Annotated in this window: 19 protein-coding genes and 9 pseudogenes; 16 read left to right on the top strand and 12 right to left on the bottom strand. The window is 70.0% G+C overall.

The window, feature by feature from the left end:
* Positions 1–82: 82 nt before the first annotated feature.
* From KAE78_RS11645 to KAE78_RS11635, 3 genes and pseudogenes are all read right to left on the bottom strand, one after another.
* On the bottom strand, positions 83–1,159 hold the full coding sequence (locus KAE78_RS11645; protein WP_223170943.1) for a hemolysin family protein: 1,077 nt from the start codon (positions 1,157–1,159) through the stop codon (positions 83–85).
* 4 nt (positions 1,160–1,163) lie between these two features.
* Positions 1,164–2,479 (bottom strand): annotated as a pseudogene (locus tag KAE78_RS11640) (hemolysin family protein).
* 137 nt (positions 2,480–2,616) lie between these two features.
* Positions 2,617–4,069 (bottom strand): annotated as a pseudogene (locus tag KAE78_RS11635) (GuaB1 family IMP dehydrogenase-related protein).
* Between the two features lie 171 nt (positions 4,070–4,240).
* Here KAE78_RS11635 and KAE78_RS19840 point away from each other — a divergent pair.
* The 6 genes and pseudogenes from KAE78_RS19840 to KAE78_RS11620 all read left to right on the top strand — a co-directional run bounded on the left by KAE78_RS19840 (position 4,241) and on the right by KAE78_RS11620 (position 8,882).
* A complete protein-coding gene (locus KAE78_RS19840; RefSeq protein ID WP_411155943.1) occupies positions 4,241–5,185 on the top strand; it encodes a 2-oxo acid dehydrogenase subunit E2 in 945 nt (314 codons plus the stop codon).
* Positions 5,182–5,244 (top strand): annotated as a pseudogene (locus KAE78_RS19835) (hypothetical protein); the annotation flags it as partial. The gene KAE78_RS19840 and the pseudogene KAE78_RS19835, both read left to right, overlap by 4 nt.
* Before the next feature lie 881 nt (positions 5,245–6,125).
* Positions 6,126–7,420: pseudogene (locus KAE78_RS19830) on the top strand (thiamine pyrophosphate-dependent enzyme); the annotation flags it as partial.
* 51 nt (positions 7,421–7,471) lie between these two features.
* Positions 7,472–7,927: a hypothetical protein gene (locus KAE78_RS19825; protein ID WP_411156025.1), complete on the top strand. Its 456-nt coding sequence runs from the start codon at positions 7,472–7,474 to the stop codon at positions 7,925–7,927.
* Between the two features lie 47 nt (positions 7,928–7,974).
* A complete protein-coding gene (locus tag KAE78_RS11625; protein ID WP_411155942.1) occupies positions 7,975–8,229 on the top strand; it encodes a diacylglycerol kinase family protein in 255 nt (84 codons plus the stop codon).
* Positions 8,214–8,882, top strand: a complete 669-nt coding sequence (locus tag KAE78_RS11620; RefSeq protein WP_411155941.1) for a diacylglycerol kinase family protein — start codon at positions 8,214–8,216, stop codon at positions 8,880–8,882. Before KAE78_RS11625 ends, KAE78_RS11620 begins: the two co-directional genes overlap by 16 nt.
* On the opposite strand, the gene KAE78_RS11615 is transcribed toward KAE78_RS11620, so the two are convergent.
* From KAE78_RS11615 to KAE78_RS11600, 4 genes are read right to left on the bottom strand one after another with little or no spacing between them, the layout of a single operon-like run.
* Positions 8,883–9,524 (bottom strand): sterol carrier protein domain-containing protein, encoded by a 642-nt coding sequence (locus KAE78_RS11615; RefSeq protein WP_223170942.1) that lies wholly within the window; start codon positions 9,522–9,524, stop codon positions 8,883–8,885. It lies immediately after the preceding gene.
* Positions 9,521–10,180, bottom strand: coding sequence for a GNAT family N-acetyltransferase (locus KAE78_RS11610; RefSeq protein WP_223170941.1), 660 nt, complete (start codon positions 10,178–10,180; stop codon positions 9,521–9,523). Before KAE78_RS11610 ends, KAE78_RS11615 begins: the two co-directional genes overlap by 4 nt.
* Before the next feature lie 27 nt (positions 10,181–10,207).
* A complete protein-coding gene (locus KAE78_RS11605; RefSeq protein ID WP_223170940.1) occupies positions 10,208–10,453 on the bottom strand; it encodes a zf-HC2 domain-containing protein in 246 nt (81 codons plus the stop codon).
* Positions 10,450–11,115, bottom strand: coding sequence for a sigma-70 family RNA polymerase sigma factor (locus KAE78_RS11600; protein WP_411155940.1), 666 nt, complete (start codon positions 11,113–11,115; stop codon positions 10,450–10,452). The genes KAE78_RS11605 and KAE78_RS11600 overlap by 4 nt, the downstream gene beginning before the upstream one ends.
* 51 nt (positions 11,116–11,166) lie before the next feature.
* On the opposite strand from KAE78_RS11600, the pseudogene aroA reads away from it, so the two are divergent.
* The 5 genes and pseudogenes from aroA to KAE78_RS11575 all read left to right on the top strand — a co-directional run bounded on the left by aroA (position 11,167) and on the right by KAE78_RS11575 (position 14,931).
* Positions 11,167–12,496: pseudogene (gene aroA, locus KAE78_RS11595) on the top strand (3-phosphoshikimate 1-carboxyvinyltransferase).
* Entirely contained in the window at positions 12,493–13,545 is a 1,053-nt protein-coding gene (gene rsgA, locus KAE78_RS11590) for a ribosome small subunit-dependent GTPase A (protein WP_223170939.1), read from the top strand. Before aroA ends, rsgA begins: the two are co-directional and overlap by 4 nt.
* A 28-nt stretch (positions 13,546–13,573) precedes the next feature.
* Entirely contained in the window at positions 13,574–14,050 is a 477-nt protein-coding gene (gene bcp, locus KAE78_RS11585) for a thioredoxin-dependent thiol peroxidase (protein WP_223170938.1), read from the top strand.
* A gap of 183 nt (positions 14,051–14,233) precedes the next feature.
* Entirely contained in the window at positions 14,234–14,482 is a 249-nt protein-coding gene (locus tag KAE78_RS11580) for a hypothetical protein (protein WP_223170937.1), read from the top strand.
* 200 nt (positions 14,483–14,682) lie between these two features.
* Positions 14,683–14,931, top strand: a complete 249-nt coding sequence (locus KAE78_RS11575; RefSeq protein WP_223170936.1) for a WhiB family transcriptional regulator — start codon at positions 14,683–14,685, stop codon at positions 14,929–14,931.
* Positions 14,932–14,994: 63 nt separating this feature from the next.
* Here the strand turns inward: KAE78_RS11575 and KAE78_RS11570 are convergent.
* A pseudogene (locus KAE78_RS11570) lies at positions 14,995–16,481 on the bottom strand (sensor histidine kinase).
* A gap of 25 nt (positions 16,482–16,506) precedes the next feature.
* On the bottom strand, positions 16,507–16,893 hold the full coding sequence (locus tag KAE78_RS11565; RefSeq protein ID WP_223172477.1) for an Rv3235 family protein: 387 nt from the start codon (positions 16,891–16,893) through the stop codon (positions 16,507–16,509).
* A gap of 380 nt (positions 16,894–17,273) precedes the next feature.
* On the opposite strand from KAE78_RS11565, the gene KAE78_RS11560 reads away from it, so the two are divergent.
* Positions 17,274–17,606 carry a hypothetical protein gene (locus KAE78_RS11560; RefSeq protein WP_223170935.1) on the top strand — a complete coding sequence of 111 codons (333 nt, stop codon included), beginning with the start codon at positions 17,274–17,276 and terminating at the stop codon, positions 17,604–17,606.
* Between the two features lie 9 nt (positions 17,607–17,615).
* On the opposite strand, the gene KAE78_RS11555 is transcribed toward KAE78_RS11560, so the two are convergent.
* Positions 17,616–17,894 (bottom strand): helix-turn-helix domain-containing protein, encoded by a 279-nt coding sequence (locus tag KAE78_RS11555; RefSeq protein WP_223170934.1) that lies wholly within the window; start codon positions 17,892–17,894, stop codon positions 17,616–17,618.
* A 98-nt stretch (positions 17,895–17,992) separates the two neighbouring features.
* On the opposite strand from KAE78_RS11555, the gene KAE78_RS11550 reads away from it, so the two are divergent.
* Genes KAE78_RS11550 through KAE78_RS11540 form a run of 3 tightly spaced genes read left to right on the top strand, consistent with a single transcriptional unit; the run spans position 17,993 to position 19,810 of the window.
* Positions 17,993–18,613, top strand: a complete 621-nt coding sequence (locus tag KAE78_RS11550) for an SAF domain-containing protein (protein WP_223170933.1) — start codon at positions 17,993–17,995, stop codon at positions 18,611–18,613.
* Complete coding sequence (locus KAE78_RS11545; RefSeq protein ID WP_223170932.1) at positions 18,610–18,822, top strand: hypothetical protein; 213 nt, start codon at positions 18,610–18,612, stop codon at positions 18,820–18,822. Before KAE78_RS11550 ends, KAE78_RS11545 begins: the two co-directional genes overlap by 4 nt.
* Positions 18,797–19,810, top strand: coding sequence for a CpaE family protein (locus KAE78_RS11540; protein ID WP_223170931.1), 1,014 nt, complete (start codon positions 18,797–18,799; stop codon positions 19,808–19,810). The genes KAE78_RS11545 and KAE78_RS11540 overlap by 26 nt, the downstream gene beginning before the upstream one ends.
* 4 nt (positions 19,811–19,814) lie before the next feature.
* Here KAE78_RS11540 and KAE78_RS11535 read toward each other — a convergent pair.
* A pseudogene (locus KAE78_RS11535) lies at positions 19,815–21,046 on the bottom strand (pyridoxal phosphate-dependent aminotransferase).
* A 55-nt stretch (positions 21,047–21,101) separates the two neighbouring features.
* Positions 21,102–23,917: pseudogene (gene secA / locus KAE78_RS11530) on the bottom strand (preprotein translocase subunit SecA).
* Between the two features lie 207 nt (positions 23,918–24,124).
* Between secA and KAE78_RS11525 the strand changes: the two are divergent.
* Positions 24,125–24,725, top strand: a pseudogene (locus KAE78_RS11525) (PadR family transcriptional regulator).
* Positions 24,726–24,739 lie beyond the last annotated feature (14 nt).

Genomic DNA, 24,739 nt, shown 5'->3' with positions numbered 1-24,739 from the left:
CGAAACGCAGCAAGCGTGCCGGTCAAGCACCCGCGTTTCGTCTCGGGTTCGCTTCGCGAATCCTCGCTCAACGGCCGAAGGCTCAGCGCCCCGAATTGGTGCGGCCGTAGCCGCGACGCGTCGCGTCCTGCACCTCACCGACCAGCTCCTCCAGCACGTCCTCCAGGAAGAGCACCGCCGTCGTCTCGCCCTCCGTGTCGCGCACGCGGGCCAGATGGCGACCGGCGCGACGCATCAGGGTGAGCGCGTCCTCGAGATCCGTGTCCTCCTGCACCGGCACCATGTGGTGGATGCGCTTGGCGGCGAGGGGCTCCTCGACGGCGGTCTCGGCATCCGACCCCTCCGCGGCGCGCAGGATGTCCTTCAGGTGCACGTACCCGATCGGCGCACCCGCACCGTCGACGATCACATAGCGCGAGAAGCCGTGCTTCGCCACGGCGCGCTCGATCTCGTGGGGCGTGGTGTCCTGCGGCAGAGTCACGAGCTCGTCCAGGGGCACGGCGACATCACGCGCCTTCTTGTCGGTGAACTCGACCGCCGCGGCCACCGCCCCGGTCCGGTCGTCGAGCACGCCCTCGAGGCGCGACTGGCTGACGATCGTGGCGACCTCGTCGATCGTGAAGGCGGATGCCGCCTCGTTCTTCGGCTGCACGCCGAACATCCTCAGCACGCCGTTGGAGATGCCGTTGAGGACCCAGATGATCGGCATGAACACCTTCGACACCCACACCAGCGGCCTCGCGAGGAGGAGCACCGCCCGGTCGGGCAGCGAGAACGCCAGGTTCTTCGGCACCATCTCGCCGAAGACCACGTGCAGGAAGGAGACGATCACGAGGGCGATCGTGAACGAGGTCACGCTGACGACCGTGTCCGACCATCCGAGGGCGTGCATCGGCACCGCCAGGAGATGATGGATCGCCGGCTCCGAGACGTTCAGGATCAGCAGCGAGCAGATCGTGATGCCCAGCTGGCTCGTCGCGAGCATGAGAGTGGCGTGCTCCATCGCGTACAGCGCGGTCTTCGCCGCCCGCGAACCCCGCTCGGCGCGCGGCTCGATCTGCGAACGCCGGGCCGAGATGACGGCGAACTCCGCGCCGACGAAGAAGGCGTTCGCGGCCAGCAGCACCACCAGCCAGACCAGGCCTGCCCAATCGCTCATCGGGTCACCTCCTCATCGCCGGGGCCACGTCGACGGGCGTCGGACGGTACCTGACCCGGTCGATGCGGCGGCCGTCCATGCGGACCACTTCCAGCTCTCCGCTGTCGAGCGTGACGCGGTCGCCCACGCTCGGGACGCGCTCGAGCACGCTCATGACATAGCCGCCCACCGTGTCGTAGACATCGCCTTCGGGCACGTCGATGCCCGTGCGGTCGTGCAGCTCGTCGGGGCGCAGCTCGCCCGGGAAGGTCACCGAGTCGCGGGTGCGGACCACACCCGCCCGCGAACGGTCGTGCTCATCGGCCACCTCGCCGACGATCTCCTCCACGAGATCCTCGAGCGTGACCAGCCCGCGGTGCCGCCGTACTCGTCGACGACGACCGCCAGTTGATAGCCGCGGGTGCGCAGTTCGCCCAGCAGCGTGTCCAGATGCGCGGTCTCGGGCACGCGCAAGGGTTCGGTCGACAGGGCGCCGACCGGGACATCCGCCCGCCGCTCCCGCGGCACCGAGACGGCCGCCTTGAGGTGCACGACCCCGGTGATGTCGTCGAGCGTCTCGTCGAACACCGGGAAGCGGCTGTGCCCGGTGCGGCGGGCGAGCTGAATGACCTCGTCGGCGCTGTCGCCGACGGCGATCGCATGCATGCTCGGGCGCGCGGTCATCACGTCGGCGGCGGTGAGCCTCGTGAACCGCAGGGTGCGGTCCAGGAGCGTCGCCGTGTCGGCCTCGAGCATCCCGGCGCTGGCCGAGCGCCGTACGAGCGAGGAGAGCTCCTCGGCGGTGCGCGCGCCCGACAGCTCCTCCTTCGGCTCCACGCCCATGGAGCGCAGCACGCCGTTCGCGCTGCCGTTGAGCAGGAGGATCGCCGGCTTGAACACGGCGGTGAACGCCGCCTGGAACGGGATGACGACCTTCGCCGTCTGCCGTGGCAGCGCCAGGGCGAAGTTCTTCGGCACCAGCTCGCCGATGATCATCGACAGGATCGTCGCCGTCGACATCGCCACGACGACGGCGATGGGCGAGACGGCCGCCTCGGGCACGCCCCAACCGGTCAGGACCGGGCGCAGCAGGTTCGAGAGCGCCGGCTCCATCGTGTAGCCGGTCAGCAGCGTCGTCAGCGTGATGCCCAGCTGCGCGCTGGAGAGGTGCGTCGAGGTGATCTTCAACGCGTTGATCGTCATCGACAGTCGCGTCTCGCCGCGCGCCCGCCGCGCTTCCAGTTCGGCCCGGTCGAGGTTGACCAGCGCGAACTCGCTGGCCACGAACAGTCCGGTGCCGATGATGAGCAGGAGCCCCACGCCCAGCATGATGTAGTCCATCACGCGACCCCTCCTGAATGCGGCGGGGTGAGCGGTGGGGCCAGGTACTACAAGAAGGAGGGTCGTCCATTGTGCCGACGATTCTACCGATTCCGGCGGGGTGCGCGCATCTCGAGGTACCCGGTGATTCCGAACGCCTACCAGCTCACGGGAAGTGCTTTGCCCTCTTCGTAGCCGGCGGCGGACTGCAGACCGACGCGGGCACGGTCGTGGAACTCGGGCACCGACGACGCCCCGGCGTAGGTGAACGACGACCGCACCCCGGAGGTGATCATGTCGAGGAGGTCCTCGATGCCCGGGCGCAGCGGGTCGAGATAGATCTTCGACGAGGAGATCCCCTCGGCGAACAGCTCCTTGCGCGCTCGCTCGTAGGTGTCGAGGCGGTCGAAGCGCGCCTGCACGGCCTTGGTCGAGGCCATGCCCCAGGACTCCTTGTAGAGGCGGCCGTCGGCATCGGTGCGCAGTTCTCCCGGTGCCTCGATCGTGCCGGCGAACCAGGAGCCGACCATGACGGATGCCGCACCTGCGGCAAGCGCGAGCGCCACATCGCGCGGGTAGCGCACCCGCCGTCGGCCCACACGTGCGCGCCGTACTGCCGAGCGGCCTCGGCGGTCTCGAGGACCGCCGAGAACTGCGGACGCCCGACGGCGGTCATCATGCGGGTCGTGCACATCGCGCCGGGCCCGACGCCGACCTTGAGGATCCCGGCGCCGGCGGCGACGAGATCGTGCACGCCGTCGGCGGTGACGATGTTGCCCGCGGCGATGGGGATCCCCAGGCCCAGCTCGGCGACGGTCCGCAGGGCGCGCAGCATGCCGTCCTGGTGGCCGTGCGCCGTGTCGACGACGAGCACGTCGACACCGGCGGCGGCGAGCGCCCTGGCCTTCGCGGCGACGTCGCCGTTGATGCCGACCGCGGCGGCCACCGCGAGACGCCCCGAGGAGTCGACCGCCGGCCGGTAGAGGCTCGAGCGCAGCGCGCTGCGCGCACTGAGGGTGCCCACGAGGTGCCCGTGGTCGACCACGCACACGATCTCGGCGTCGGCGGCGTCGATCACGTCGAAGGCCTCACGGCCGGAGCCGATGTCCTCCGCGTCCAGGAACGGCGAGCTGTGACGCACGAGATCCCCGAGCTGCGCGTCGGGCAATGCGGTGGCGAGGCGCTCGGCCGGCAGGATGCCGCGGATCGTCTCGATGCCGACATCCGATCCGGACTCCGACACGACGATGCCGTGCCCCGGCAGCGCGGGAAGCAGGCGCAGCGCATCGGAGACCGTGGCCTGCGGCGCGAGCACGAGCGGCGTGTCCCATCGCACCGGCTGCGCCTTGACCCAGCGGATCGCGGCGTCGAGGTCCTGCAGGGGCATGTCCTGGGGCAGCACGCCCAGTCCGCCCGCCGGGCGAGGGTGGCAGCCAGCCGCGCCCCGGTGACGGAGTTCATGTTCGCAGACACGAGCGGCACGGTCGCCGGCGTGCCGTCCTGCGGCGCGAGATCGACCTCGAGCCGGCTGCTGATCGCGGATCTGCGCGGGACGAGGAAGACATCCGAGTAGGTGAGATCGGATGCCGGTGCCTCGCCGATGAACTCCATAACCTCAAAAGTACCCAAAGAGCGAGCTTTTCATCACGGAGATTGCACCTTTCGCGCCCGCGAATGGCGTTAGGCTTGATACCCGAAAGCATGCGTACTCGGATATCCCCTCCGGGCCCCTTGCAGCATGATCTTCGGCGATGAAAGAGGCGAACCAAGGTGTCGAGTCCGGTGACCGGCGATGGGACTGTCAGCGACGAGGGCTTCGGAGCGAATTCCTGGCTCGTCGATGAACTCTACGAGCAGTTCAAGGAAGACCGAAACTCCGTCGACAAGGAGTGGTGGCCGATCCTGGAGAACTACACTCCCGGCGGCGCTTCCCCGGCATCCGCTCCGGCGGCCGCCTCTGCGGCTCCGACCAACGGAGCCGCCGCGCATCCGATGACCGCGCCGGTGCCGGTGATCGGGTCGCAGCCGATCGCGAAGACGACGGCGAAGCCGGCCGCGACGGCGCCGATCCCCGCGCAGGCCCCGTCCACCAAGAAGTCGGAGGCGGAGGCCGAGACCGACGAGCCGGCCGAAGACAAGGTCACCCCGCTGCGCGGGCTGCCCAAGACCCTCGCGGCGAACATGGATCAGTCGCTGACGGTCCCGACTGCGACGAGCGTGCGGACGATCCCGGCGAAGCTGATGATCGACAACCGCATCGTCATCAACAACCACATGTCCCGCACCCGCGGCGGCAAGATCAGCTTCACGCACCTGATCGGCTGGGCGATGATCCAGGCGCTCAAGGGCTTCCCGAGCCAGAACGTGTACTATGCCGAGGTCGACGGCAAGCCCTCGGTCGTGGCACCCGCGCACATCAACCTCGGCATCGCGATCGACCTGCCCAAGCCCGACGGCACCCGCGCGCTCCTCGTGCCGAGCATCAAGCGCGCCGACAAGCTCACCTTCACCGAGTACCTCTCCGAGTACGAGGAGCTCGTCACCCGCGCGCGCGGCAACAAGCTCACCGCCGCCGACTTCCAGGGCACGACGATCTCGCTCACCAACCCGGGCGGCATCGGCACCGTGCACTCCGTGCCGCGGCTCATGCAGGGCCAGGGCTGCATCGTCGGCGCCGGCGCGCTCGACTACCCGCCGAGTTCCAGGGCTCCAGCGGCAGGACGCTGACCGAGCTCGGCATCGGCAAGACGATCACCCTCACAAGCACCTACGACCACCGTGTGATCCAGGGCGCCGGCTCGGGCGAGTTCCTCAAGCACGTGCACGAGCTGCTCATCGGCCAGCGCGGCTTCTACGACGACATCTTCGCGTCGCTGCGCATCCCCTACGCGCCGATCCGGTGGAACGCCGACATCGCCGTCGACCTCGCCGAGCGCGTGGACAAGACGGCCCGCGTGCAGGAGCTCATCAACTCCTACCGCGTCCGCGGCCACCTCATGGCCGACATCGACCCGCTCGAGTACGTGCAGCGCTCGCACCCCGACCTGGAAATCGAGAGCCACGGTCTGACCTTCTGGGACCTCGATCGCGAGTTCGTCACGAACGGCTTCGGCGGACGCCGCATCATGAAGCTGCGCGACGTCCTGGGCGTGCTGCGCGACTCCTACTGCCGCACGCTCGGCATCGAGTACATGCACATCCAGGATCCTGAGCAGCGCCGCTGGTTCCAGGAGAAGATGGAGGTCAAGTACCAGAAGCCCGGTCACGACGAGCAGCTGCGGATCCTGCGCAAGCTCAACGAGGCCGAAGCCTTCGAGACCTTCCTGCAGACGAAGTTCGTCGGCCAGAAGCGCTTCTCTCTCGAGGGCGGCGAGTCGCTGATCCCGCTGCTGGACGAGATCCTGCGCGGAGCGGCGGATGCCGGGCTCGACGGTGCCGCGATCGGCATGGCCCACCGCGGGCGGCTGAACGTGCTCACCAACATCGCCGGCAAGACCTACGGTCAGGTGTTCCGCGAGTTCGAGGGCTCCACGGCCCCCGGCAACCAGCGCGGTTCGGGAGACGTGAAGTACCACCTCGGCACCGAGGGCACGTTCGTGTCCGACTCGGGCAACGAGGTGCCCGTCTACCTCGCGGCCAACCCTCGCACCTCGAGACCGTCGACGGCGTGCTCGAGGGCATCGTGCGCGCCAAGCAGGATGTCAAGCCGATCGGCACGTTCTCCTGGCTGCCGATCCTCGTCCACGGCGACGCGGCCTTCGCGGGCCAGGGCGTCGTGGTCGAGACGCTGCAGATGTCGCAGCTGCGCGGCTACCGCACCGGCGGCACGATCCACGTCGTCGTCAACAATCAGGTCGGCTTCACCACCGTCCCGCAGGACGCCCGCAGCTCGGTGTATGCGACGGATGTCGCCAAGACGATCCAGGCGCCCATCTTCCACGTCAACGGCGACGACCCCGAGTCGGTCGTGCACGTCGCCCAGCTCGCCTTCGAGTACCGCGAGCGGTTCCACCGCGACGTTGTGGTCGACCTGGTCTGCTACCGCCGCCGCGGGCACAACGAGGGCGACGACCCCTCGATGACCCAGCCGCTGATGACCGACCTCATCCAGGCCAAGCGCTCCGTCCGGCGCCTCTACACCGAGTCGCTCGTCGGCCGCGGTGACATCACCGAAGAGGAGTACGAGGAGGCCAAGCGCGATTTCCAGGACCGCCTCGAGGTCGCCTTCGCCGAGACCCACGCCGCGGAGACCGGCGCGACGCCGATCGCTCCGGAGAGCACCCCGGCCGTCGAGCTCGAGGGTACGCCGGAGACGACGGCCGTGTCGCAGCAGGTCATCGAGCTCATCGGCGACGCCTTCGTGAACAAGCCCGAGGGCTTCACGGTGCACTCGAAGATCCAGCAGCTGCTGGACAAGCGCCTCGATATGAGCCGCAACGGCAACATCGACTGGGGCTTCGGCGAGCTCCTCGCGTTCGGCTCCCTCCTCGTCGAGGGAACGCCGGTGCGCCTGGCCGGCCAGGACTCCCGTCGCGGCACCTTCGTGCAGCGTCACGCGGTGCTCCACGACCGTGCGAACGGCCAGGAGTGGCTGCCGCTGGCCAACCTCTCCGAGAACCAGGGCCGCTTCTGGGTGTACGACTCGCTGCTGAGCGAGTACGCGGCGATGGCCTTCGAGTACGGCTACTCCGTCGAGGCCACCAACGCCCTCGTACTGTGGGAGGCGCAGTTCGGCGACTTCGCCAACGGCGCCCAGTCGGTCATCGACGAGTACATCTCCTCCGCCGAGCAGAAGTGGGGCCAGCACTCCGCGGTCACCCTCCTGCTCCCCACGGCTACGAGGGTCAGGGTCCCGACCACTCCTCCGCGCGCATCGAGCGTTTCCTGCAGCTGTGCGCGCAGGACAACATGACGGTGGCGCGCCCCTCCACCCCGGCGTCGCACTTCCACCTCCTGCGCCGTCAGGCGTACGCGCGTCCGCGTCGACCGCTGGTCGTGTTCACCCCGAAGGCAATGCTGCGCCTGCGCGGGGCGACCAGCAGCGTCGAGGACTTCACGCAGGGGCGTTTCGAGCCCGTGATCGACGACGACCGGTCGCTGGATCGCGCCGCCGTCAAGCGCGTGCTGGTGCACTCCGGCAAGATCCACTGGGATCTGCGCAGCGAGCTGGACAAGAACCCGAACCCGGAGATCGCGCTGGTGCGGCTGGAGCAGCTCTATCCGACGCCGATCGACGAACTCAAGGCCATCACCGACTCCTATCCGAACGCGGAGCTGGTCTGGGTGCAGGACGAGCCGGAGAACCAGGGCGCCTGGCCGTTCCTGGCCCTCGCCTTCGCCGATGTCCCCGGCGATCGCGAGTTCCGCGCCGTGGCGCGTGCCGCCGCGGCGTCCCCGGCGACGGGTTCGTCGAAGGTCCACGCGATCGAGCAGGCCGAGCTGCTGCGCACCGCGTTGACTCTGGGCTGAGCAGTGGCCGCGCACGACGGCGTGCGCACGGCATCGGGAGTTCTCACGTGAGGCTGAGCGTCATCGCGAACCCGACCGCGCGCGGCGGGACGGCGATCCGGTCCGCCGAGCGCGCGATCGCCCGCCTGCGTGCACGTGCGAGCGAGATCGACGTGCATTCGGGGACGATCCGGTCGGATGCCGCACGGGCGCTGGAGAGCATGCGCGACGACCGCCCGGATGCGGTCGTCGTCGTGGGCGGCGACGGCACCGTGCATCTCGCGGTGGGCGCCCTGGCCGGCTCGGGGTGCCGCTGGCGGTGATCCCGGCGGGCACGGGGAACGACTTCGCGGCGAGCCACGGCATCCCGTCCGATCTGGTGGAAGCGGCCGATGCGGTCTTCGACGGCCGCACGATCACCACGGATCTCGCACGCGTCACGCACGACGACGGGAGGGTCGGTCATTTCGCGACGGTGCTCGCGAGCGGCTTCGACTCGAAGGTCAACGACCGGGCGAACCGCATGACGTGGCCTCGGGGCCGCGCCCGCTACAACATCGCCATCGCGGTCGAGTTCGCCCTGCTCGCCCCGATCCCCTTCACGGTCTCCTGGGTCGACGAGCACGGCGACGAGGGTGAGGTCGACGGCCCGCTCATGCTCGCTGCTGTCGGCAACACCGCGCGCTACGGCGGCGGCATCCCGATCTGCGCCGGAGCCGACCCGCACGACGGGCTGCTCGATCTCACGATCGTCCGCCCGGCCGGGCGCGCGAGGCTCGTGCAGGTGCTGGCGAAGGCCTTCGCGGGCACCCACGGCAGCCGGCCCGAGGTCTCCCTGCGGCGGGTGCGGGAGGTGCGCCTGGACGCGCCCGGGCTCACCGGCTACGCCGACGGAGACGCACTCGGCCCGCTGCCGCTGACCGTGACCGCGGATCCGGGCGCACTGGCGCTTCGCGTGCCGGCGTCCCGCGGGTAGTCAGTACCAGAGGCCGAGGGTCGGCGCCCGCTCGGGACGCAGCGCGTCGTCGAGGGCGGCAGCCGCATCCGCGGGCCCCTGGATGCGCCCGGCGGCGTGCAGGCGCACCGCACTGACCCCGCCCACACTGAGGGCGCTGAGCGCATCGACCCCGAGCGTGAGGTCGGATGCCGCATCCGTCGTCGTCGCCTCGGCATGCTCGCCCGCCGCGGCCCGGAGGCGCCACGTGCCCTCGGCGAAGCCCAGCGGGTCGGTGACCCGCAGCGTCACATCCAGCGGCGCCCGACAGGTGCGGGCCGCGAAGAACGCGGGCACGTCGAGGATGCGCAGCCAGCCGTGGTCGTGCACGGTCTGCTCGACGGCGCGCTGGTCCGCGACGAGCCACGGGAGCGGGTCGTCCACGGGGCGCAGGTCGGCGGTGACGGTGTCGACGAGGTCGTGGCTCAGCGCGAAGTGCCACAGGGCGGCGAGCGCCTCGGCGGTGACAGCGGCGAGGTGGCGGATCTTGAGCGTGAAGCGGAAGCCGTCGCCGTTCTCGACGAGATCGATCGCCATGGCCCCGCGCAGGCGCCCCTCGGCGTCGGAGTAGCGGATGCCGCGCACCGCCGCGCCGCGCTTGTCGTCCGATGCGAGGCCGCTCACGCGCTCCCAGCGCCCCGCCCAGCCGGCGATCTGGCCGGCCCGCTGCTGCCGGGCGACCTCGTGCAGGGCTCCGAGGTCGGCTGCCAGGCGCGTGCGATCGGTGTATTCGAAGCGCCCCGAGGGAGGGGGCCCGCCCAGCCGGCACGCCTCGTGTCGACGGTGACGCGCAGGACGGGGACGGCGGATCCGAAGCCGTATCGTCCGTAGATCGTCGCCTCGGACACCGTGAGTCCTGCGACGGGGACCCCGATGGCGGCTGCGGCACGCAGCTCGCCCTCCAGCAGCGCCCGGGCGATGCCCCGTCTGCGGTGCGAGGCGGCGACGGTCACATCGCTGATCGCCCACATGGGCACCTCGCCACCGGGAACGGTGAGCGGCGTCACCCAGGAGTTGACCGTGGCGATGGGCCAGGCATCGGCTGCGGTGCCCTCCTCGAACACGCCGGTGTTGCGGCGCTCGGCGAGGCCCGTGCGTCCGCGGGCGAGCGCCGCCTCCGCGGGGCGCTCCTCGAGGAAGCCGCGGGCGCCGGCCTGCAGGAAGGCATCGGCCTCGGTCGCGTTCTCGACATCGATCGTGCGATAGCGCAGACCCGTCGCCCGCAGGCGCTCGGCAGAGGTCTCGTCGACGGGCACGGTGCGGGCGTCAGGCAGGCTCATCGTTCCAGCGTAGAGGCCCGGCGGCGTTCAGTGCGCGTGCGACTGCGCGGCGCGCAGACGGGCGAGCACCTGATCGCGCAGCGTCTCGGGCGCGGTCTCCTTGCAGGCCCGGGCGACGACCTCCGTCAGGGTCTTGGCGACCAGCGCCTCATCACGGCACGACGGGCAGTTCTCCAGATGCTCGCGGATCTCGGCGTGCTCGGTCTTGCACACCTCGTTGCGGAGATACTCCTCCAGATCCTGCCGCGCCTTGTCGCAACCGCAATCGCTCATTTCCTGCTCCTCGTGTCCTTCGCCGCGACGATCCCTCGCTCGGCGGCGTAGTCCGTCAGCCTCTCGCGAAGCATCCGCCTGCCACGATGCAGGCGGCTCATCACGGTGCCGATGGGTGTCTTCATGATGTCGGCGATCTCCTGATAGGCGAAGCCTTCGACGTCGGCGAAGTAGACGGCCAGGCGGAAGTCCTCGGGAAGCTCCTGGAGGGCGTCCTTGACGACGGATGCCGGCATCCGGTCGATCGCCTCGGCCTCCGCCGAGCGGCTGTGCGAGGCGGTCGTGGACTCGGCCCCGCCCATCTGCCAGTCCTCGAGCTCGTCGATCGTTCCCTGGAAGGGCTCGCGCTGCTTCTTCCGGTAGATGTTGATGTAGGTGTTCGTCAGGATGCGGTACAGCCACGCCTTCAGGTTCGTGCCCTGCGTGAAGCTCGACCAGGCGGCGAAGGCCTTCACGAAGGTCTCCTGCACGAGGTCGGCGGCGTCGGCGGGGTTGCGCGTCATACGCATGGCCGCGGCGTAGAGCTGGTCCATGTAGGGGATCGCCTGCTCCTCGAAGGCGCGCTGCGCGCTGATCGGGGCGGCGTCGGGTGCGGGCTCGTCCATCACCGGCCAGTCTAGGCGGGTGAGCACGCGATTATCGCGCTCCAGTGTGACGACCATCCCGTTCCATCTCGATCCGGCGTTCAGCGGGGTTCACTAAGGTAGGAACCGATGACGAAGGATCGGTATTCCCCCGCCCTCGCCGAAGACGCGTACACCGCGCCCACGGCGCCCGCCCCCTGCACGCGACCCTGACCATCCCGGGCTCGAAGTCGCTCACCAACCGCGAGCTGATGATCGCGGCGATCGCCGACGGTCCCGGCCGTCTGATCGCGCCCCTGCACTCCGACGACTCACGGCGCATGGTCGAGGCGCTGCGACTGCTGGGCGTGGGCATCGAGGAGGTGGAGGGCGAGAGCAGCTTCGGCCCCGACCTGCTCGTGACCCCGGCGCCGCTCACGGGCGGCACGACGATCGACTGCGGCCAGGCGGGCACCGTCATGCGCTTCGTCGCGCCGCTGGCCGGTCTCGCCTCCGCCGACGTCGTGATCACCGCGCACGAGACGGCCCTGCACCGCCCGATGGGCGCGACGATCACGGCCCTCCGCGACCTGGGCGTCGACGTCGACGACGAGGGCACGTGGTCGCTGCCGTTCACGGTGCGCGGCCACGGCCGCATCCGCGGCGGTCGTGTCGAGATCGACGCCTCCGCATCGAGCCAGTTCGTCTCGGGGCTCCTGCTGGCCGCTCCCCGCTTCGACGTCGGTCTGCACCTCGTGCACACGGGCGAGCGGCTGCCGAGCCTGCCCCACATCGACATGACCATCGAGTCGCTCAGCCGCCGCGGCATCCACATCGAACGGCCTGCGGTCGGCGAGTGGCTCGTGGAGAGCGGTGTGCCCCGCGCGAAGGACATCGCGATCGAACCCGACCTGTCCAACGCCGCACCCTTCCTCGCGGCGGCGATGGTGACCGGCGGCGAGGTCTCGATCACGGGCTGGCCGCCGCATTCCACCCAGCCGGGCGCCCTTCTCCCCGAGATCCTCCACGCCCTGGGCGCGCATGTCTCCCGTCGCGCGGGGTGCTCACGGTGCGCGCCGGCGAGCGCATCCGGGCCGTCGACCTCGATCTGTCCGCGGCCGGCGAGCTGGCCCCCACGATCGTGGGCCTGGCCGCCTTCGCCGACGGGCCGATGGCGATCCACGGCATCGGGCACATCCGCGGGCACGAGACCGATCGGATCGCGGCGCTCATCGACAACCTCACGCGCCTCGGCGGCGAGGTCCAGGAGCTCCCCGACGGCCTGCGGGTCCTCCCCCGCTCACTGAGCGGTGGGGTGTGGGAGGTCCAGCACGACCATCGGATGGCCACCACGGGCGCGCTCATCGGCCTGCGGGTGCCGGGGGTGCTCATCGACGATATCGGCGCGACAGCCAAGACGCTCCCGGAGTTCGCCGAGCTCTGGGAGCGGATGCTCGCGGGCGGAGACGCCACCGCGTGAGCTGGCTGCCCGAGACGGACGACCTCGACGACGAGTACGAGGACTTCGACGAGAGCCGGATCAGGACGCGGCCCAACCCCAAGGCCAACCGCCCCCGCACCAAGCGCCGCCCCGCGCATGAGGATGCGGAGATCGGTCGCGTCCTGGGCGTCGACCGCGGCCGCTACACGGTCATGCTCGACGAGGACGGCCCGGACGAACGCACGATCACGACGACCCGTGCCCGCGAGCTGCGCCGCACCGCGATCGTCACGGGCGACGCCGTGCGCGTCGTGGGCGACACGAGCGGTGCCGAGGGCACGCTCGCCCGCATCGTCGGCATCCAGGATCGTCGCTCGCTCCTGCGCCGCAGCGCCGACGACACCGACCAGGTCGAGCGCATCATCGTCGCCAACGCCGATCAGATGCTCGTGGTCGTCGCCGCCGCCGATCCCGAGCCCCGCCCGCGCCTCGTCGACCGCTACCTCGTCGCGGCGCTGGACGCCGGCATCCGACCTCTCCTGGTCGTGACCAAGACCGACCTCGCCGACCCCGACGAGTTCCTCTCGCACTTCGACGGACTCGACCTCACCGTCTTCCGCAGTGCAGAGGACGAGATGCCGGTCGACGAGATCGGCGCAGCCCTCGTCGGTCACAGCACCGTGTTCGTCGGGCACTCCGGCGTCGGCAAGTCCACGCTCGTCAACGCGCTCGTGCCCAGCGCGCAGCGGGCGACCGGCCACGTCAACCAGGTCACGGGGCGCGGGCGCCACACCTCGTCATCGACCGTCTCGCTGCGCTACGTGGGCGCAGGCGGCACCGGCTGGGTCATCGATACGCCCGGCGTCCGCTCCTTCGGCCTCGGTCACGTCGACCCCGACAACATCCTGACCGCGTTCACCGAGCTGGCCGAGATCGCCGCGGAGTGTCCGCGGGGCTGCACGCATCTGCCGGATGCCGAGGACTGCCGCCTCAACGAGGCGGCCGCGGCCGGCGAGCTGAGCCCGGCGCTGCTGTCTCGTCTGGACTCGCTCCAGCGGCTCCTGGAGACCTTCGGCACGGCGCCCTGACCGGAGCCGCGGCCGATAGGCTGGAGGGGTGACTGAGACGCGCCTGGAACCCGGAACCGCTGCCCCCGACTTCACTCTTGTGGACCAGGACGCGGCCCCCGTGCGCCTGGACGACCTGCGCGGACAGAAGGTCATCCTGTACTTCTACCCCGCGGCGATGACCCCCGGCTGCACGACCCAGGCCTGCGACTTCCGCGACAGCATCGCCTCGCTCCAGGGCGCCGGCTACACGGTGCTCGGCGTCTCGCGCGACGAGCCGGCGAAGCTGCGGAAGTTCCGCGACCGCGACGGGCTCACCTTCACGCTCCTCAGCGACCCCGACCACGCCGTGCACGAGGCCTACGGCGCGTGGGGCGAGAAGATGAACTACGGCAAGAAGATCCAGGGCGTCATCCGGTCGACCTTCGTCATCGACGAGGAGGGGCGCATCGAGCACGCGCTCTACAACGTCAAGGCCACCGGGCACGTGGCCAGGCTCCGCAAGACCCTCGGACTCGCCGCCTGAGTCAGGCTCCGTCGACGGGGTCGGATGCGGCATCCGACTCCTCGGGGCGATGTAGCCCTCCCGGCGTGCGCTCGCGATGAGCAGGACGAAGCCGAGGACCCCGGGAATCCCCACCGCGGCCGCGAACGTGGTGGCGGCCGCCTCTGTCGTCAGCGCGCTGATCGCGAGGATGATCGCGAGCACATGCAGCACGACGCCGCCCGAACGCGCCGAGGAGTTGCCGCGCGCGACGCCGACCGCGAACACCGCGAGCGCCGCCGCGCCCACCACCGTGAGGACGATGAGCGCGAGCGCGGTGGGCTGCGATGTGGCGGCGCCGGCGCCCAGGTGGACGAGCTCGATGACGACGACGATCAGGAGAGCGAGAGCCTCGATGGCCAGGACGGCGGCCGCGGCGAGGGCCAGGCGAGGTGCGCGCACGGAATCTCCTGAGAATCGGATAAGAACGACTGAAATCCTTGATATTACGCACATGTTACGGAAGAATGAAAATCAGTCATGTGCTCCCACAGCGGCGTGGGTCGAGCGTTCTGCTCATTCACCATCCAGGGTAACCGACCCGATCATTGTTGCCCGCACCTGATCTTCTGCAAAACGGAAGATCGCCTACACCCCCACTGAGGAGCTATTTCATGGATTGGCGCGACAAAGCGGCCTGCCTGACCGTCGACCCCGAGCTGTTCTTCCCGGTCGGCAACACAGGCCCGGCGATCGATCAGATCGAGAAGGCCAAGGCTGTCTGTGCGCGCTGCACCGTGACCGAGGTCTGCCTGCAGTACGCCCTCGAGAGCAACCAGGACTCCGGCGTCTGGGGCGGCCTCTCCGAGGACGAGCGCCGCGCGCTCAAGCGCCGTGCCGCACGCGCCCGCCGCGCCAGCTGAGTCGACGCGACGCGGGTCAAGGGTGAGCGAGGACCGCGGCGCCGCAGTCCTCGTCGAATCCCACTATCCCCGCGCCAGCCAGCGCAGCGGGATACTGATCGACACCTCGGTGCCCTGACCGCTCGTCGCCTGCCAGTCGATCGTCCCGCCCAGCTCACCCTGGATGAGGGTGCGCACGATCTGCGTGCCCAGCCCTTGACCGACCCTGCCCTCCGGCAGCCCGTGCCCGGTGTCGCGCACGCTGACCTTGAGGTGGGACTCGCTGCGGGTCGCATCGATCGTGACCTCGCCCTCCTGCCCGGCCAAGCCGTGCTCGACGGCGTTGGTCACGAGTTCGGTCAGCGCGAGCGCGAGCGGCGTCGCGTAGGCGCTCGGCAGCACCCCGAAATGACCCGTCGACTTGGTGCGTGCCCGTGTGTTGGGCGCGGCGGCGACTTCGGCGACGAGTTTGAGCACCCGCGCGAAGACCTCGTCGAAGTCGACCTGCTGGGTCAGCCCCTCCGAGAGCGTGTCGTGCACGACCGCGATCGAGGCGACCCGGCGCATCGCCTGGGTGAGCGCCTCGCGCGCCTCCTCGGAATGGGTGCGGCGCGCCTGGATGCGCAGCAGTGACGCCACCGTCTGCAGGTTGTTCTTCACCCGGTGGTGGATCTCGCGGATCGTGGCGTCCTTGGTGATGAGCTCCTGCTCCTGGTGGCGCAGCTCCGAGACGTCGCGGCTCAGCAGGATCGCGCCGATGCGCGTGCCGTGATCCTTCAGAGGGACGCTGCGCAGCGACACCGTCACCCCTCGCGCCTCGATGTCGGTGCGCCACGGAGCCCGTCCGGCGACCACGACCGGCAGCGACTCGTCGACCTGCATGGAGGCGGGCAGGATGCGGGTGGTCACCTCGGCGAGAGATTCGCCCTCGAGCTCGTCATCGAAACCCATGCGGTTGAACGCCGAGAGGGCGTTGGGGCTCGCGAAGGTCGCGATGCCGTCGACGTCCAGACGGATGAGTCCATCGGATGCACGCGGAGCTCCGCGCCGCGGAGCCGTCGGGGCGTCGAGGTCGGGGAACTCTCCGGTCGCGACCATGCGGAACAGGTCGCTTGCGCACTCGTCGAAGGTGATCTGCTGCCGCGAGGGGTGCGCGCCTCGCCGAGGTTGGTATGGCGGGTGAGCACGCCGATGATCCGCGGCTGCTCCCCCGGCTTGGGCAGGCCGCGCACGATGGGCACGGCACGCACGCGCGTGGGCGTCTCCTCGAACCAGTCCGGCGAGGAGGAGTCGACGATCTGACCGGACTCGAACGCGCCCTGCACCTGGGTGCGCCACTGCGGCCGGACGACCTCGCCGACGATGTCGCGGTAGAACAGCGTCGCGGCACCGCTGGGCCGGGTGTGCGCGACGGCGATGAAGGAGCCCTCGGCCGTCGCGACCCAGACGACGATGTCGGCGGAGGCGAGGTCGGCCAGAAGCTGCCCGTCACCGGTCAGGCGATGGAGCCACTCGATGTCTTCATCGCCGAGCAGGCCCTGGGCATGTACAAGATCGCTGAGGGTCGACACCCTCCTAGCCTAGGGCGTATGCCTCTCAGAGCACGGCGAGGGAGGTCGCCCGCCAGCGGCGGTCGATGCCCTCCAGCCGCATGGCGACGGCACGGGACCGTGCGGGCCCTGCGACGATCACGACCGCTTCCACGACCCCGTCGGCCGGCGAGGAGTGCCGCAGCGAGAGGATCTCGAACACCGGTCGCGCCGGCGCGACCGCGCGAGCGCTGCGGGCCCGCGCGGACAGGTTCGCACGTGTGACCAGCTTGCGATAGGCGTCTTCGGCGAGCCAGCGGACGAGCTGGTCGACCTCGCGCACACCCGAGAGCACTTCGAGCACGCCGCGCGTGAGCCCTTCGATCAGCGGCACGGGATCGGGCAGGTCCTGCGTCGATGTCGGCTGCGGTGCGAAGTACTCATGAAGAATCATCATCGGCTCTCCTCCGGGAATCTCCTGGAAGTACACCATGGGACGCGACCGCGTGAGGGCCGTTCCGGCCAAGTATGTGGATAACACGTACATGGGATTCTCGTCGCCTACGCTCGAGTCGTGCATTGGGATCGCCTGTTCGAAGACCTCGAGGGCCAGCTCGCCTCCGAATGGGAGGCCGAGCGGGCGGCGCTGGACGCGGAGTCCGAGCGGCTGCGCATCTCACGCATCGAACTGGGCACGCGCCTGCGATTCCTCAGCGCCGGCCGGCATCCGCTCCTCCTCGATCTGATCGACGGGGAGCGCAGCCGCGTCGTCGTGCGCGATGTGGGGCCGACTGGCTCGCCGCCGAGCACCGGGAACGGCGGGCGCTCACGATCGTGCCGCTCACGGCCATCCTGGGCGTCTCCGTCGATCACGGCGCGATGCTCGAGAGCCTGGAGGCGTCTCCCCCGGTCGCGACCCTGCGCGGGCGGATGACGCTCGGCTTCGTGCTGCGCGATCTGGCCAGGCGAAGGATGCCGGTGACGATCACGACCGCCCGCGGAGACGCCGTGCACGGCACGATCGACCGCGCCGGTGCCGACCACCTCGACCTCGCCCTCCACGAGCGCGACGAACCGCGGCGGGCCGACGCCGTGCGCGGGTTCCGGATCATCCCGATCGCGGCGATCAGCTCGCTCGTCGTCGACAATGCCGGCTACGGCCCCTGAGCGGGTCTCTCAGCCGTGGGAGAGCGGCGTGTTGCCCCACACCTCGGGAAAGCTCGCCGCGTGGGACTGATGCCACAGGGCCATGCGCCGCGCCTCTTCGGCCTGCTCGGCGAGGTACTCCTCCAGACTCGCCGTCTCGACGCGCCAGCGCGCCGGCGATCCGAGCTGGGATCCGTGCAGCCGGCCCTCCATGACGAGGGCGATGACCTCGTCGACCTCGATGCTCAGGAGCTCGGCGACCTGAGCAGGCGCAAGGAAGCGCGCGAGGGATCCGTCGGGTTCGGGCATGCCACCATTCTGGCCCTCCCCGCGCCGATCCGCGACCCGAGGCGAGGACGTGTGGATAACTTTCCGGGGATTCCTGCCGATTCTGTGACGATGGGGGCATGAACACCTCCCCTCGCCCCGTGCGAGCCTTCTGGAGCGACGTGCGGTTCCTCATCGGCGTCGGGCTCGTGATCGCGTCGGTGGCGGCCGTCTGGCTGATCGTCACCGGCGCCCGCGAGACGGCACCCGTCCTGCAGAGCACTCGGACGATCGTCGTCGGCGAGGTGCTGACCTCGGCGGACTTCCGCGCGGTCGATGTGGGCCTCGGCGCACTCGGCGACGACTACCTGACCCCCGGCGAGCTCGGACCGGGCCTCATCGCGACGCGCACGATCACCGCCGGCGAGCTCGTACCGCACTCGGCGACCGCCCCGGCCGACTCCGCCCGCACGACGACGGTCGTCATCGACAGCGCCGCGGGTGTCTCCGAGACGATCACGGTGGGCACGGTCGTCGAACTCTGGTTCGCGCCGCCCCGCGACGGGACGCGCGGCTTCGAAGACCCCCGCATCCTCGTCCCCGATGTCACCGTCGCCGCCGTCATCGAGGCCGGCGGCATGGTGAGCCAGGGCGGCACGACGCTGGAGGTCGTCATCGACCGCTCCGACGTCGCCGACGTCCTCGCTGCGATCACCGACGGCTCGGCCCTGTCGGTCGTGCCGGTGGGCACCGGCTCATGAACGCCGTCATCGTCGCGCTTGGCGAACCCGCCGCTTCGGCGATCGCCGCCGACCTCGGCGACGAAGGTGCTCGCGTCCTCGCCGTCTGCGCTCCCGACGACGTCGACGAACGACGGCTGGAGGAGGCAGATGCCCTGCTCCTGCCGGCATCCCGTGCGGCGCTGACCCCGCGCTCGTGGCGGCATGCGATCGGGCGCGCGTGCGCGTGATCACGGTCGGCGGAGACGATGCGCGCTTCCCGACCCGCCTCGGACTGCCCGCGCCGCTGCCGCTGACCGCGAGCGCCGAAGAGATCCTCGCTGCGCTGTCGCAGCGTGCGCCGACCGATGCCGCCCCTCTCCCCTCGCGCGTCATCGCGGTCTGGGGCCGCACGGCGCACCGGGCCGATCGACCGTCGCGATCCAGCTCGCCGCCGAACTCGCCCGCGGAACACGTCATGTCGCTCTCGTCGACGCCGACACGCACGCTCCCTCGCTCGCGCTCCTGCTCGCTCAGGGCGACGACTCCCCCGGCATCGCCGCCGCCTGTCGGCGTGCGGAGCTGGGCGGACTCGATGCCGACGAGCTCGCCCGTCTCGCGACGCCGATCCTGCTCGAGGAGGGCGGCATCGACGTGCTCGGCGGCCTCAACCGCCCCTCGCGCTGGCCGGAGCTTTCGGCTCACCGACTGCGCACCGCGCTGGAGGTGTGCCGGGGCTGGGCCGACGACACGATCGTCGACGTGGCCGCGCCGCTGGAGAGCGACGAGGAGGTGAGCTTCGATCTGGAGGCTCCCCGCCGTAACGCCGCGACCCTCACCGCGCTGCGCGAAGCGGATGCGATCGTCGCCGTCGCCTCGGCGGAGCCGCTGGGCATCGCCCGGTTCCTGCACGGTCACGCCGAGCTGCGGGCGCTGGTGGGCGCGACCCCGATCACGGTGGTCGTCAACCGGGTGCGCTCCGGCCCGATGGGGATCGATGCGCGCGGACAGATCCGGCGCACGCTCGAACGGTTCGCCGGCATCCGCGACGTGCAGTTCCTCCCCGACGATCGGCGTGCCGCCGACGCCGCGCTGCTGCACTCCCGCCCGATGATCGACGTAACCCCGCGGGCACCGGTCGTCGCGGCCATGCGCTCGCTCGCCGCCGCCCTGCCGGCGGGCGCGGCATCCGACGACCCCGAGCCCGCCCCGCGGCGGCGCCTGTTCGCGCGCCGCTGAGCGGCTACTGTCGGTAGCTCGCGAGGAAGTTGCCGAGCCTCTCGACCGCTTCGCTGATGATGCGAGGCTCGGGGAGCGTGACCAGTCGCAGGTGGTCGGGCGTGGGCCAGTTGAAGCCGGTGCCCTGCACGAGCAGGATGCGCTCGGCCACGAGCAGGTCGTAGACGAGCTTGGCGTCGTCGTGGATCTCGTGCACGTTCGGATCGAGCCGCGGGAAGGCGTAGAGGGCACCGGCGGGCTTGACGCAGGAGACGCCCGGGATGGCCTCCAGCCCCTCCCAGGCGGCGTCGCGCTGCAGGTGCAGTCGCCCGCTCGGGGCGATGAGCCCGTCGATCGACTGCACGCCCGAGAGCGCCGCCTGCACCGCGTACTGCGCCGGCACGTTCGGGCACAGGCGCGTCGAGGCGAGCAGCGTGATGCCCTCGATGAAGCCCCTCGCGTGGTCCTGCGGCCCGGTGATGACCAGCCAGCCCGAGCGGTAGCCGGCGACTCGGTAGGTCTTGGACAGTCCGTTGAAGGTGAGGCAGAGCAGATCGGGCGCCAGCGTCGCGGTGGGGATGTGGACGGCGTCGTCGAAGAGGATACGGTCGTAGATCTCATCCGACAGCAGCAGCAGCGCGTGCTCCCGCGCGATCTGCACGAGGCCCTCGAGGACCTCGCGCGAGTACACGGCGCCGGTGGGGTTGTTCGGGTTGATGATCACCAGCGCCTTGGTCGCGGGGGTGATCTTGGAGCGGATGTCTTCCAGATCCGGCTCCCAGCCGGCGTCCTCGTCGCACAGATAGTGCACAGGGGTGCCGCCGGCGAGACTCGTCATCGCGGTCCACAGCGGATAGTCGGGGGCGGGATCAGCACTTCGTCGCCCTCGTCGAGCAGGGCCTGCATCGTCATCGTGATGAGCTCGGAGACCCCGTTGCCGAGGTAGACGTCGTCGGGGTCGAAGGAGGGGAAACCCGGGGTCTCCTCATAGCGGCTGACGACCGCGCGGCGCGCGGAGAGGATGCCGCGGCTGTCGCTGTAACCGTGCGCGGTGGGCAGCTCCGTGAGCATGTCGTGCACGATCTGGTGCGGCGCCTCGAACCCGAAGATCGCGGGGTTGCCGGTGTTGAGCTTGAGCACCTGGTGCCCGTCGGCCTCGAGCCGCGCCGCCTCGATCAGCGCTTTGCCGCGGATCTCGTAGAGGACGTTCTTGAGCTTCGACGACTGGTCGAGGGGCGTGAGACGGTCATCGCCCAAGCCTACTGCTTCCGCCGGATCTGCCCTCCGCGCGCGGGTGGAGGGCAGATCGCGGTCAGTGCTTCTTGCCCTGGGCGCGCCGCTGGGCGCGGTTGAGCGGCGGCTGCGAATCGGATGCCGCGGCATCCGTCCGCTGGCCGAACGCCCCTCGCGCAGCCGGCGCGGCCGGGGCTTCGGGGCACCGGCGGCAGCGGCCGTCGCTGCGGCTCGGCGCAGGCGATCGGTCGCCGACTGCTGCACCTGACCGCGCTCGTTGCGGACCTCGACCTCGCCGGCGTCATTGGGCGCCGAGTACTCCAGGCGCTGATCGCCGGCACCGGTGGCCAGACCCTTCGCCTCGACCTCGGCGGCCTGCGCCCCTTCGCCGCGACGCACCTCGACCTCGAGGTTGTAGAGGTAGCCGACCGACTCCTCCTTGATCTGGCCCATCATCAACTGGAACATCGCGTAGCCCTCGCGCTGGTACTCCACGAGCGGGTCGCGCTGCGCCATCGCACGCAGGCCGATGCCGTCCTTGAGGTAGTCCATCTCGTAGAGGTGGTCGCGCCAGCGGCGGTCGAGCACCTGCAGGACGACGCGGCGCTCGAGCTCGCGCATCGCCGCCTCGCCGAGGCTCTCCTCGCGCTTCTCGTAGGCGATCGTCGCGTCCGAGAGCAGCTCGCGCTTGAGTCCCTCGGCGGTGATGCCGCCCTTGCGGCCACCGGCCTCCGAGACGACCTCGTCGATCGTCACGCCCACCGGGTAGAGCGTCTTCAGCTCGGTCCAGAGCGCGTCGAAGTCCCAGCTCTCGTTGTGGCCGCTGGAGGTGTGATCGTCGATGACGGCGGTGATCGCGTCTTCGATGAAGTGCCCGACGCGGTCGGCGATGTCATCGCCCTGGAGGATGTGACGGCGGTCGGCGTAGATCGCCTCGCGCTGGCGGTTGAGGACGTCGTCGTACTTGAGGACGTTCTTGCGCATCTCGGCGTTGCGCGCCTCGACCTGGCTCTGCGCGCTGCGGATCGCACGGGTCACGAGCGAGGACTCGATCGGCACGTCGTCGGGGAAGTTCGTGCGCGCCAGGATCGCCTCGGCGGCGCCCGACTGGAACAGGCGCATGAGGTCGTCGGTCAACGACAGGTAGAAACGGCTCTCGCCGGGGTCGCCCTGACGGCCCGAACGACCGCGCAGCTGGTTGTCGATGCGGCGCGACTCGTGCCGCTCGGTGCCGAGCACGTAGAGGCCGCCGGCGGCGACGACCTTCTCGGCCTCCTCGGCGACCTTGGCCTTGGTCTGCTCGTAGGCCTGGTCCCACGCCGCTTCGTACTCCTCCGGCGTCTCGACCGGGTCGAGTCCCTGAGCCTTGAGCTCCTGCACCGCGAGGAACTCGGCGTTCCCGCCGAGCATGATGTCGGTACCGCGGCCGGCCATGTTCGTGGCGACGGTCACGCCGCCCAAGCGCCCGGCGCGGGCGACGATCTCGGCCTCACGCGCATGGTTCTTCGCGTTGAGGACCTCGTGCTTGACGCCCTTCTTGGCCAGCAGCCGCGAGAGGTACTCGCTCTTCTCGACGCTGACCGTGCCGACCAGGACCGGCTGGCCCTTCGCGTGACGCTCGGCGATGTCCTCGACGACCTGCGCGAACTTGGCCTGCTCGTTCTTGTAGACGAGGTCGGGCATGTCCTTGCGGATCATGGGCCGGTTCGTCGGGATCGGCACGACGCCCAGCTTGTAGGTCGACATGAACTCGGCCGCCTCGGTGTCGGCGGTACCGGTCATGCCGGCGAGCTTGTCGTAGAGGCGGAAGTAGTTCTGCAGCGTGACCGTCGCCAGCGTCTGGTTCTCGGCCTTGACCGGCACGCCCTCCTTGGCCTCGATGGCCTGGTGGATGCCCTCGTTGTAGCGGCGGCCGACCAGGATGCGGCCGGTGTGCTCATCGACGATCATGACCTCGTCGTTCATCACGACGTAGTCGGTGTCGCGCTTGAAGAGCGCGAGCGCCTTGATCGAGTTGTTCAGGAACGAGATCAGCGGCGTGTTGGCCGACTCGTAGAGGTTGTCGATGCCGAGGTAGTCCTCGACCTTCTCGATGCCCGGCTCGAGCACGCCCACGGTGCGCTTCTTCTCGTCGACCTCGTAGTCGATGCCGGCCTCGAGGGTGCGGGCGATCTTGGCGAACTCGGTGAACCACCGGTTGGCCTCGCCCGACGACGGGCCCGAGATGATCAGGGGCGTGCGCGCCTCGTCGATGAGGATCGAGTCGACCTCGTCGACGATGGCGAAGAAGTGCTCGCGCTGGACGAGATCGTCCTTGCGCCAGGCCATGTTGTCGCGCAGGTAGTCGAAGCCGAACTCGTTGTTGGTGCCGTAGGTGATGTCGGCGGCGTACTGCTCGCGGCGGACGGCCGGGGTCTGGCCCGACACGATCGTCCCGGTGGTCATGCCGAGCGCGCGGAAGACACGGCCCATCAGCTCGGACTGGTACGACGCGAGGAAGTCGTTCACCGTGATGATGTGCACGCCCTTGCCGGCGATCGCGTTGAGATAGGCGGGGAAGGTCGCCACAAGGGTCTTTCCTTCACCGGTCTTCATCTCGGCGATGTTGCCGAGGTGGAGGGCGGCGCCACCCATGATCTGCACGTCATAGGCGCGCATGCCGAGGGTGCGCTTGGCGGCCTCGCGCACGGCGGCGAACGCCTCGGGCAGGAGCTTGTCGAGGGTCTCGCCGCCCTCGTAGCGGGTGCGCAGCTCGGCGGTCTCGTTCCGGAGCTCGTCGTCGGTGAGCTTCTCGAAGTCCTCTTCCAGCGCGCCGACGGCCTTGGCGATCTGCTGCAGCTTGCGGAGGATGCGACCTTCTCCGGCGCGCAGCAGCTTGTCAAGAGGATTTGCCACGTGAGTTTCTCCCTGCCTGTGGGTCTGTGCCGAAGGGCCATCTCGGTCCGCGACGGGCATACCTCGCCATGTTACCCGTCTGTGACCTGCGCGGAGGCTGGATGTGGACGGGCGTGGCGACACGCGGTGCGCGGATGCGGCATCCAACATTTCCCGGTATGCATATACTCAGAATTGCAATACCCGGAAACCCGAAGAGAGGACGCCATGTCCGTACGCCAGAGCCTGCTCGCCATCCTCGACCAGGGGCCGTGCTACGGCTATCAGCTGCGTGCCGAGTTCGACCGCCGCACGGGATCGACCTGGCCGCTGAACGTCGGCCAGATCTACAACACCCTCGAGCGGCTCGAGCGCGACGGCCTCGTCGAGCGCGGAGAGGCCGACGAGCACGGTCACGTGTACTGGCACATCACGGATGCCGGAACCGCCGAGGTCGGCACCTGGCTCTCCTCCCCGTCGTCCGCAGCGGCGGCACCCGCGACGAACTGGCGATCAAGCTGGCGCTGGCGGCGACGCTGCCGGGCGTGGATGTGGCGGCCGTCATCCAGGCGCAGCGCCGCGCCTCCCTCGCCCAGCTCCAGGAGCTGCAGCGGGCGAAACACTCCGGTGCCGATCTCGAGGGCCGGAAGACCTCGCCTGGTCGCTCGTGGCCGACTCGATGATCTTCGCGGCCGAGGCGGAGGTCCGCTGGCTCGATCACTCCGAGCAGCGGCTCGCGCTGCATCCGAAGCAGACGATGGCCCTGGAGCTGTCGGAGGAGCGACCCAAGCGCGGGCGGCCCGCCCGGAGTACAGCCTCACTCTCCTGAGCCGAAGAGATCGA

Origin of the sequence: Microbacterium sp. NIBRBAC000506063, from assembly GCF_017968845.1 — a bacterium.
Taxonomy (GTDB): domain Bacteria; phylum Actinomycetota; class Actinomycetes; order Actinomycetales; family Microbacteriaceae; genus Microbacterium.
Note: the sequence above shows the minus strand (reverse complement) of the source record. Positions and strands in the feature narration are given on the sequence as shown.

Bases quoted from the DNA above. Each gene is read 5' to 3' on its own strand.
- KAE78_RS11645 (WP_223170943.1), bottom strand. From the start codon at position 1,159: ATGAGCGATTGGGCAGGCCTGGTCTGGCTGGTGGTGCTGCTGGCCGCG.
- KAE78_RS19825 (WP_411156025.1), top strand. From the start codon at position 7,472: ATGCTGCGCCTGCGCGGGGCGACCAGCAGCGTCGAGGACTTCACGCAG.
- KAE78_RS11610 (WP_223170941.1), bottom strand. From the start codon at position 10,180: ATGAGCCTGCCTGACGCCCGCACCGTGCCCGTCGACGAGACCTCTGCC.
- KAE78_RS11605 (WP_223170940.1), bottom strand. From the start codon at position 10,453: ATGAGCGATTGCGGTTGCGACAAGGCGCGGCAGGATCTGGAGGAGTAT.
- KAE78_RS11600 (WP_411155940.1), bottom strand. From the start codon at position 11,115: ATGGTCGTCACACTGGAGCGCGATAATCGCGTGCTCACCCGCCTAGAC.
- KAE78_RS11580 (WP_223170937.1), top strand. From the start codon at position 14,234: ATGCAGCACGACGCCGCCCGAACGCGCCGAGGAGTTGCCGCGCGCGAC.
- KAE78_RS11575 (WP_223170936.1), top strand. From the start codon at position 14,683: ATGGATTGGCGCGACAAAGCGGCCTGCCTGACCGTCGACCCCGAGCTG.
- KAE78_RS11565 (WP_223172477.1), bottom strand. From the start codon at position 16,893: ATGATTCTTCATGAGTACTTCGCACCGCAGCCGACATCGACGCAGGAC.
- KAE78_RS11555 (WP_223170934.1), bottom strand. From the start codon at position 17,894: ATGCCCGAACCCGACGGATCCCTCGCGCGCTTCCTTGCGCCTGCTCAG.
- KAE78_RS11550 (WP_223170933.1), top strand. From the start codon at position 17,993: ATGAACACCTCCCCTCGCCCCGTGCGAGCCTTCTGGAGCGACGTGCGG.
- KAE78_RS11545 (WP_223170932.1), top strand. From the start codon at position 18,610: ATGAACGCCGTCATCGTCGCGCTTGGCGAACCCGCCGCTTCGGCGATC.
- KAE78_RS11540 (WP_223170931.1), top strand. From the start codon at position 18,797: ATGCGATCGGGCGCGCGTGCGCGTGATCACGGTCGGCGGAGACGATGC.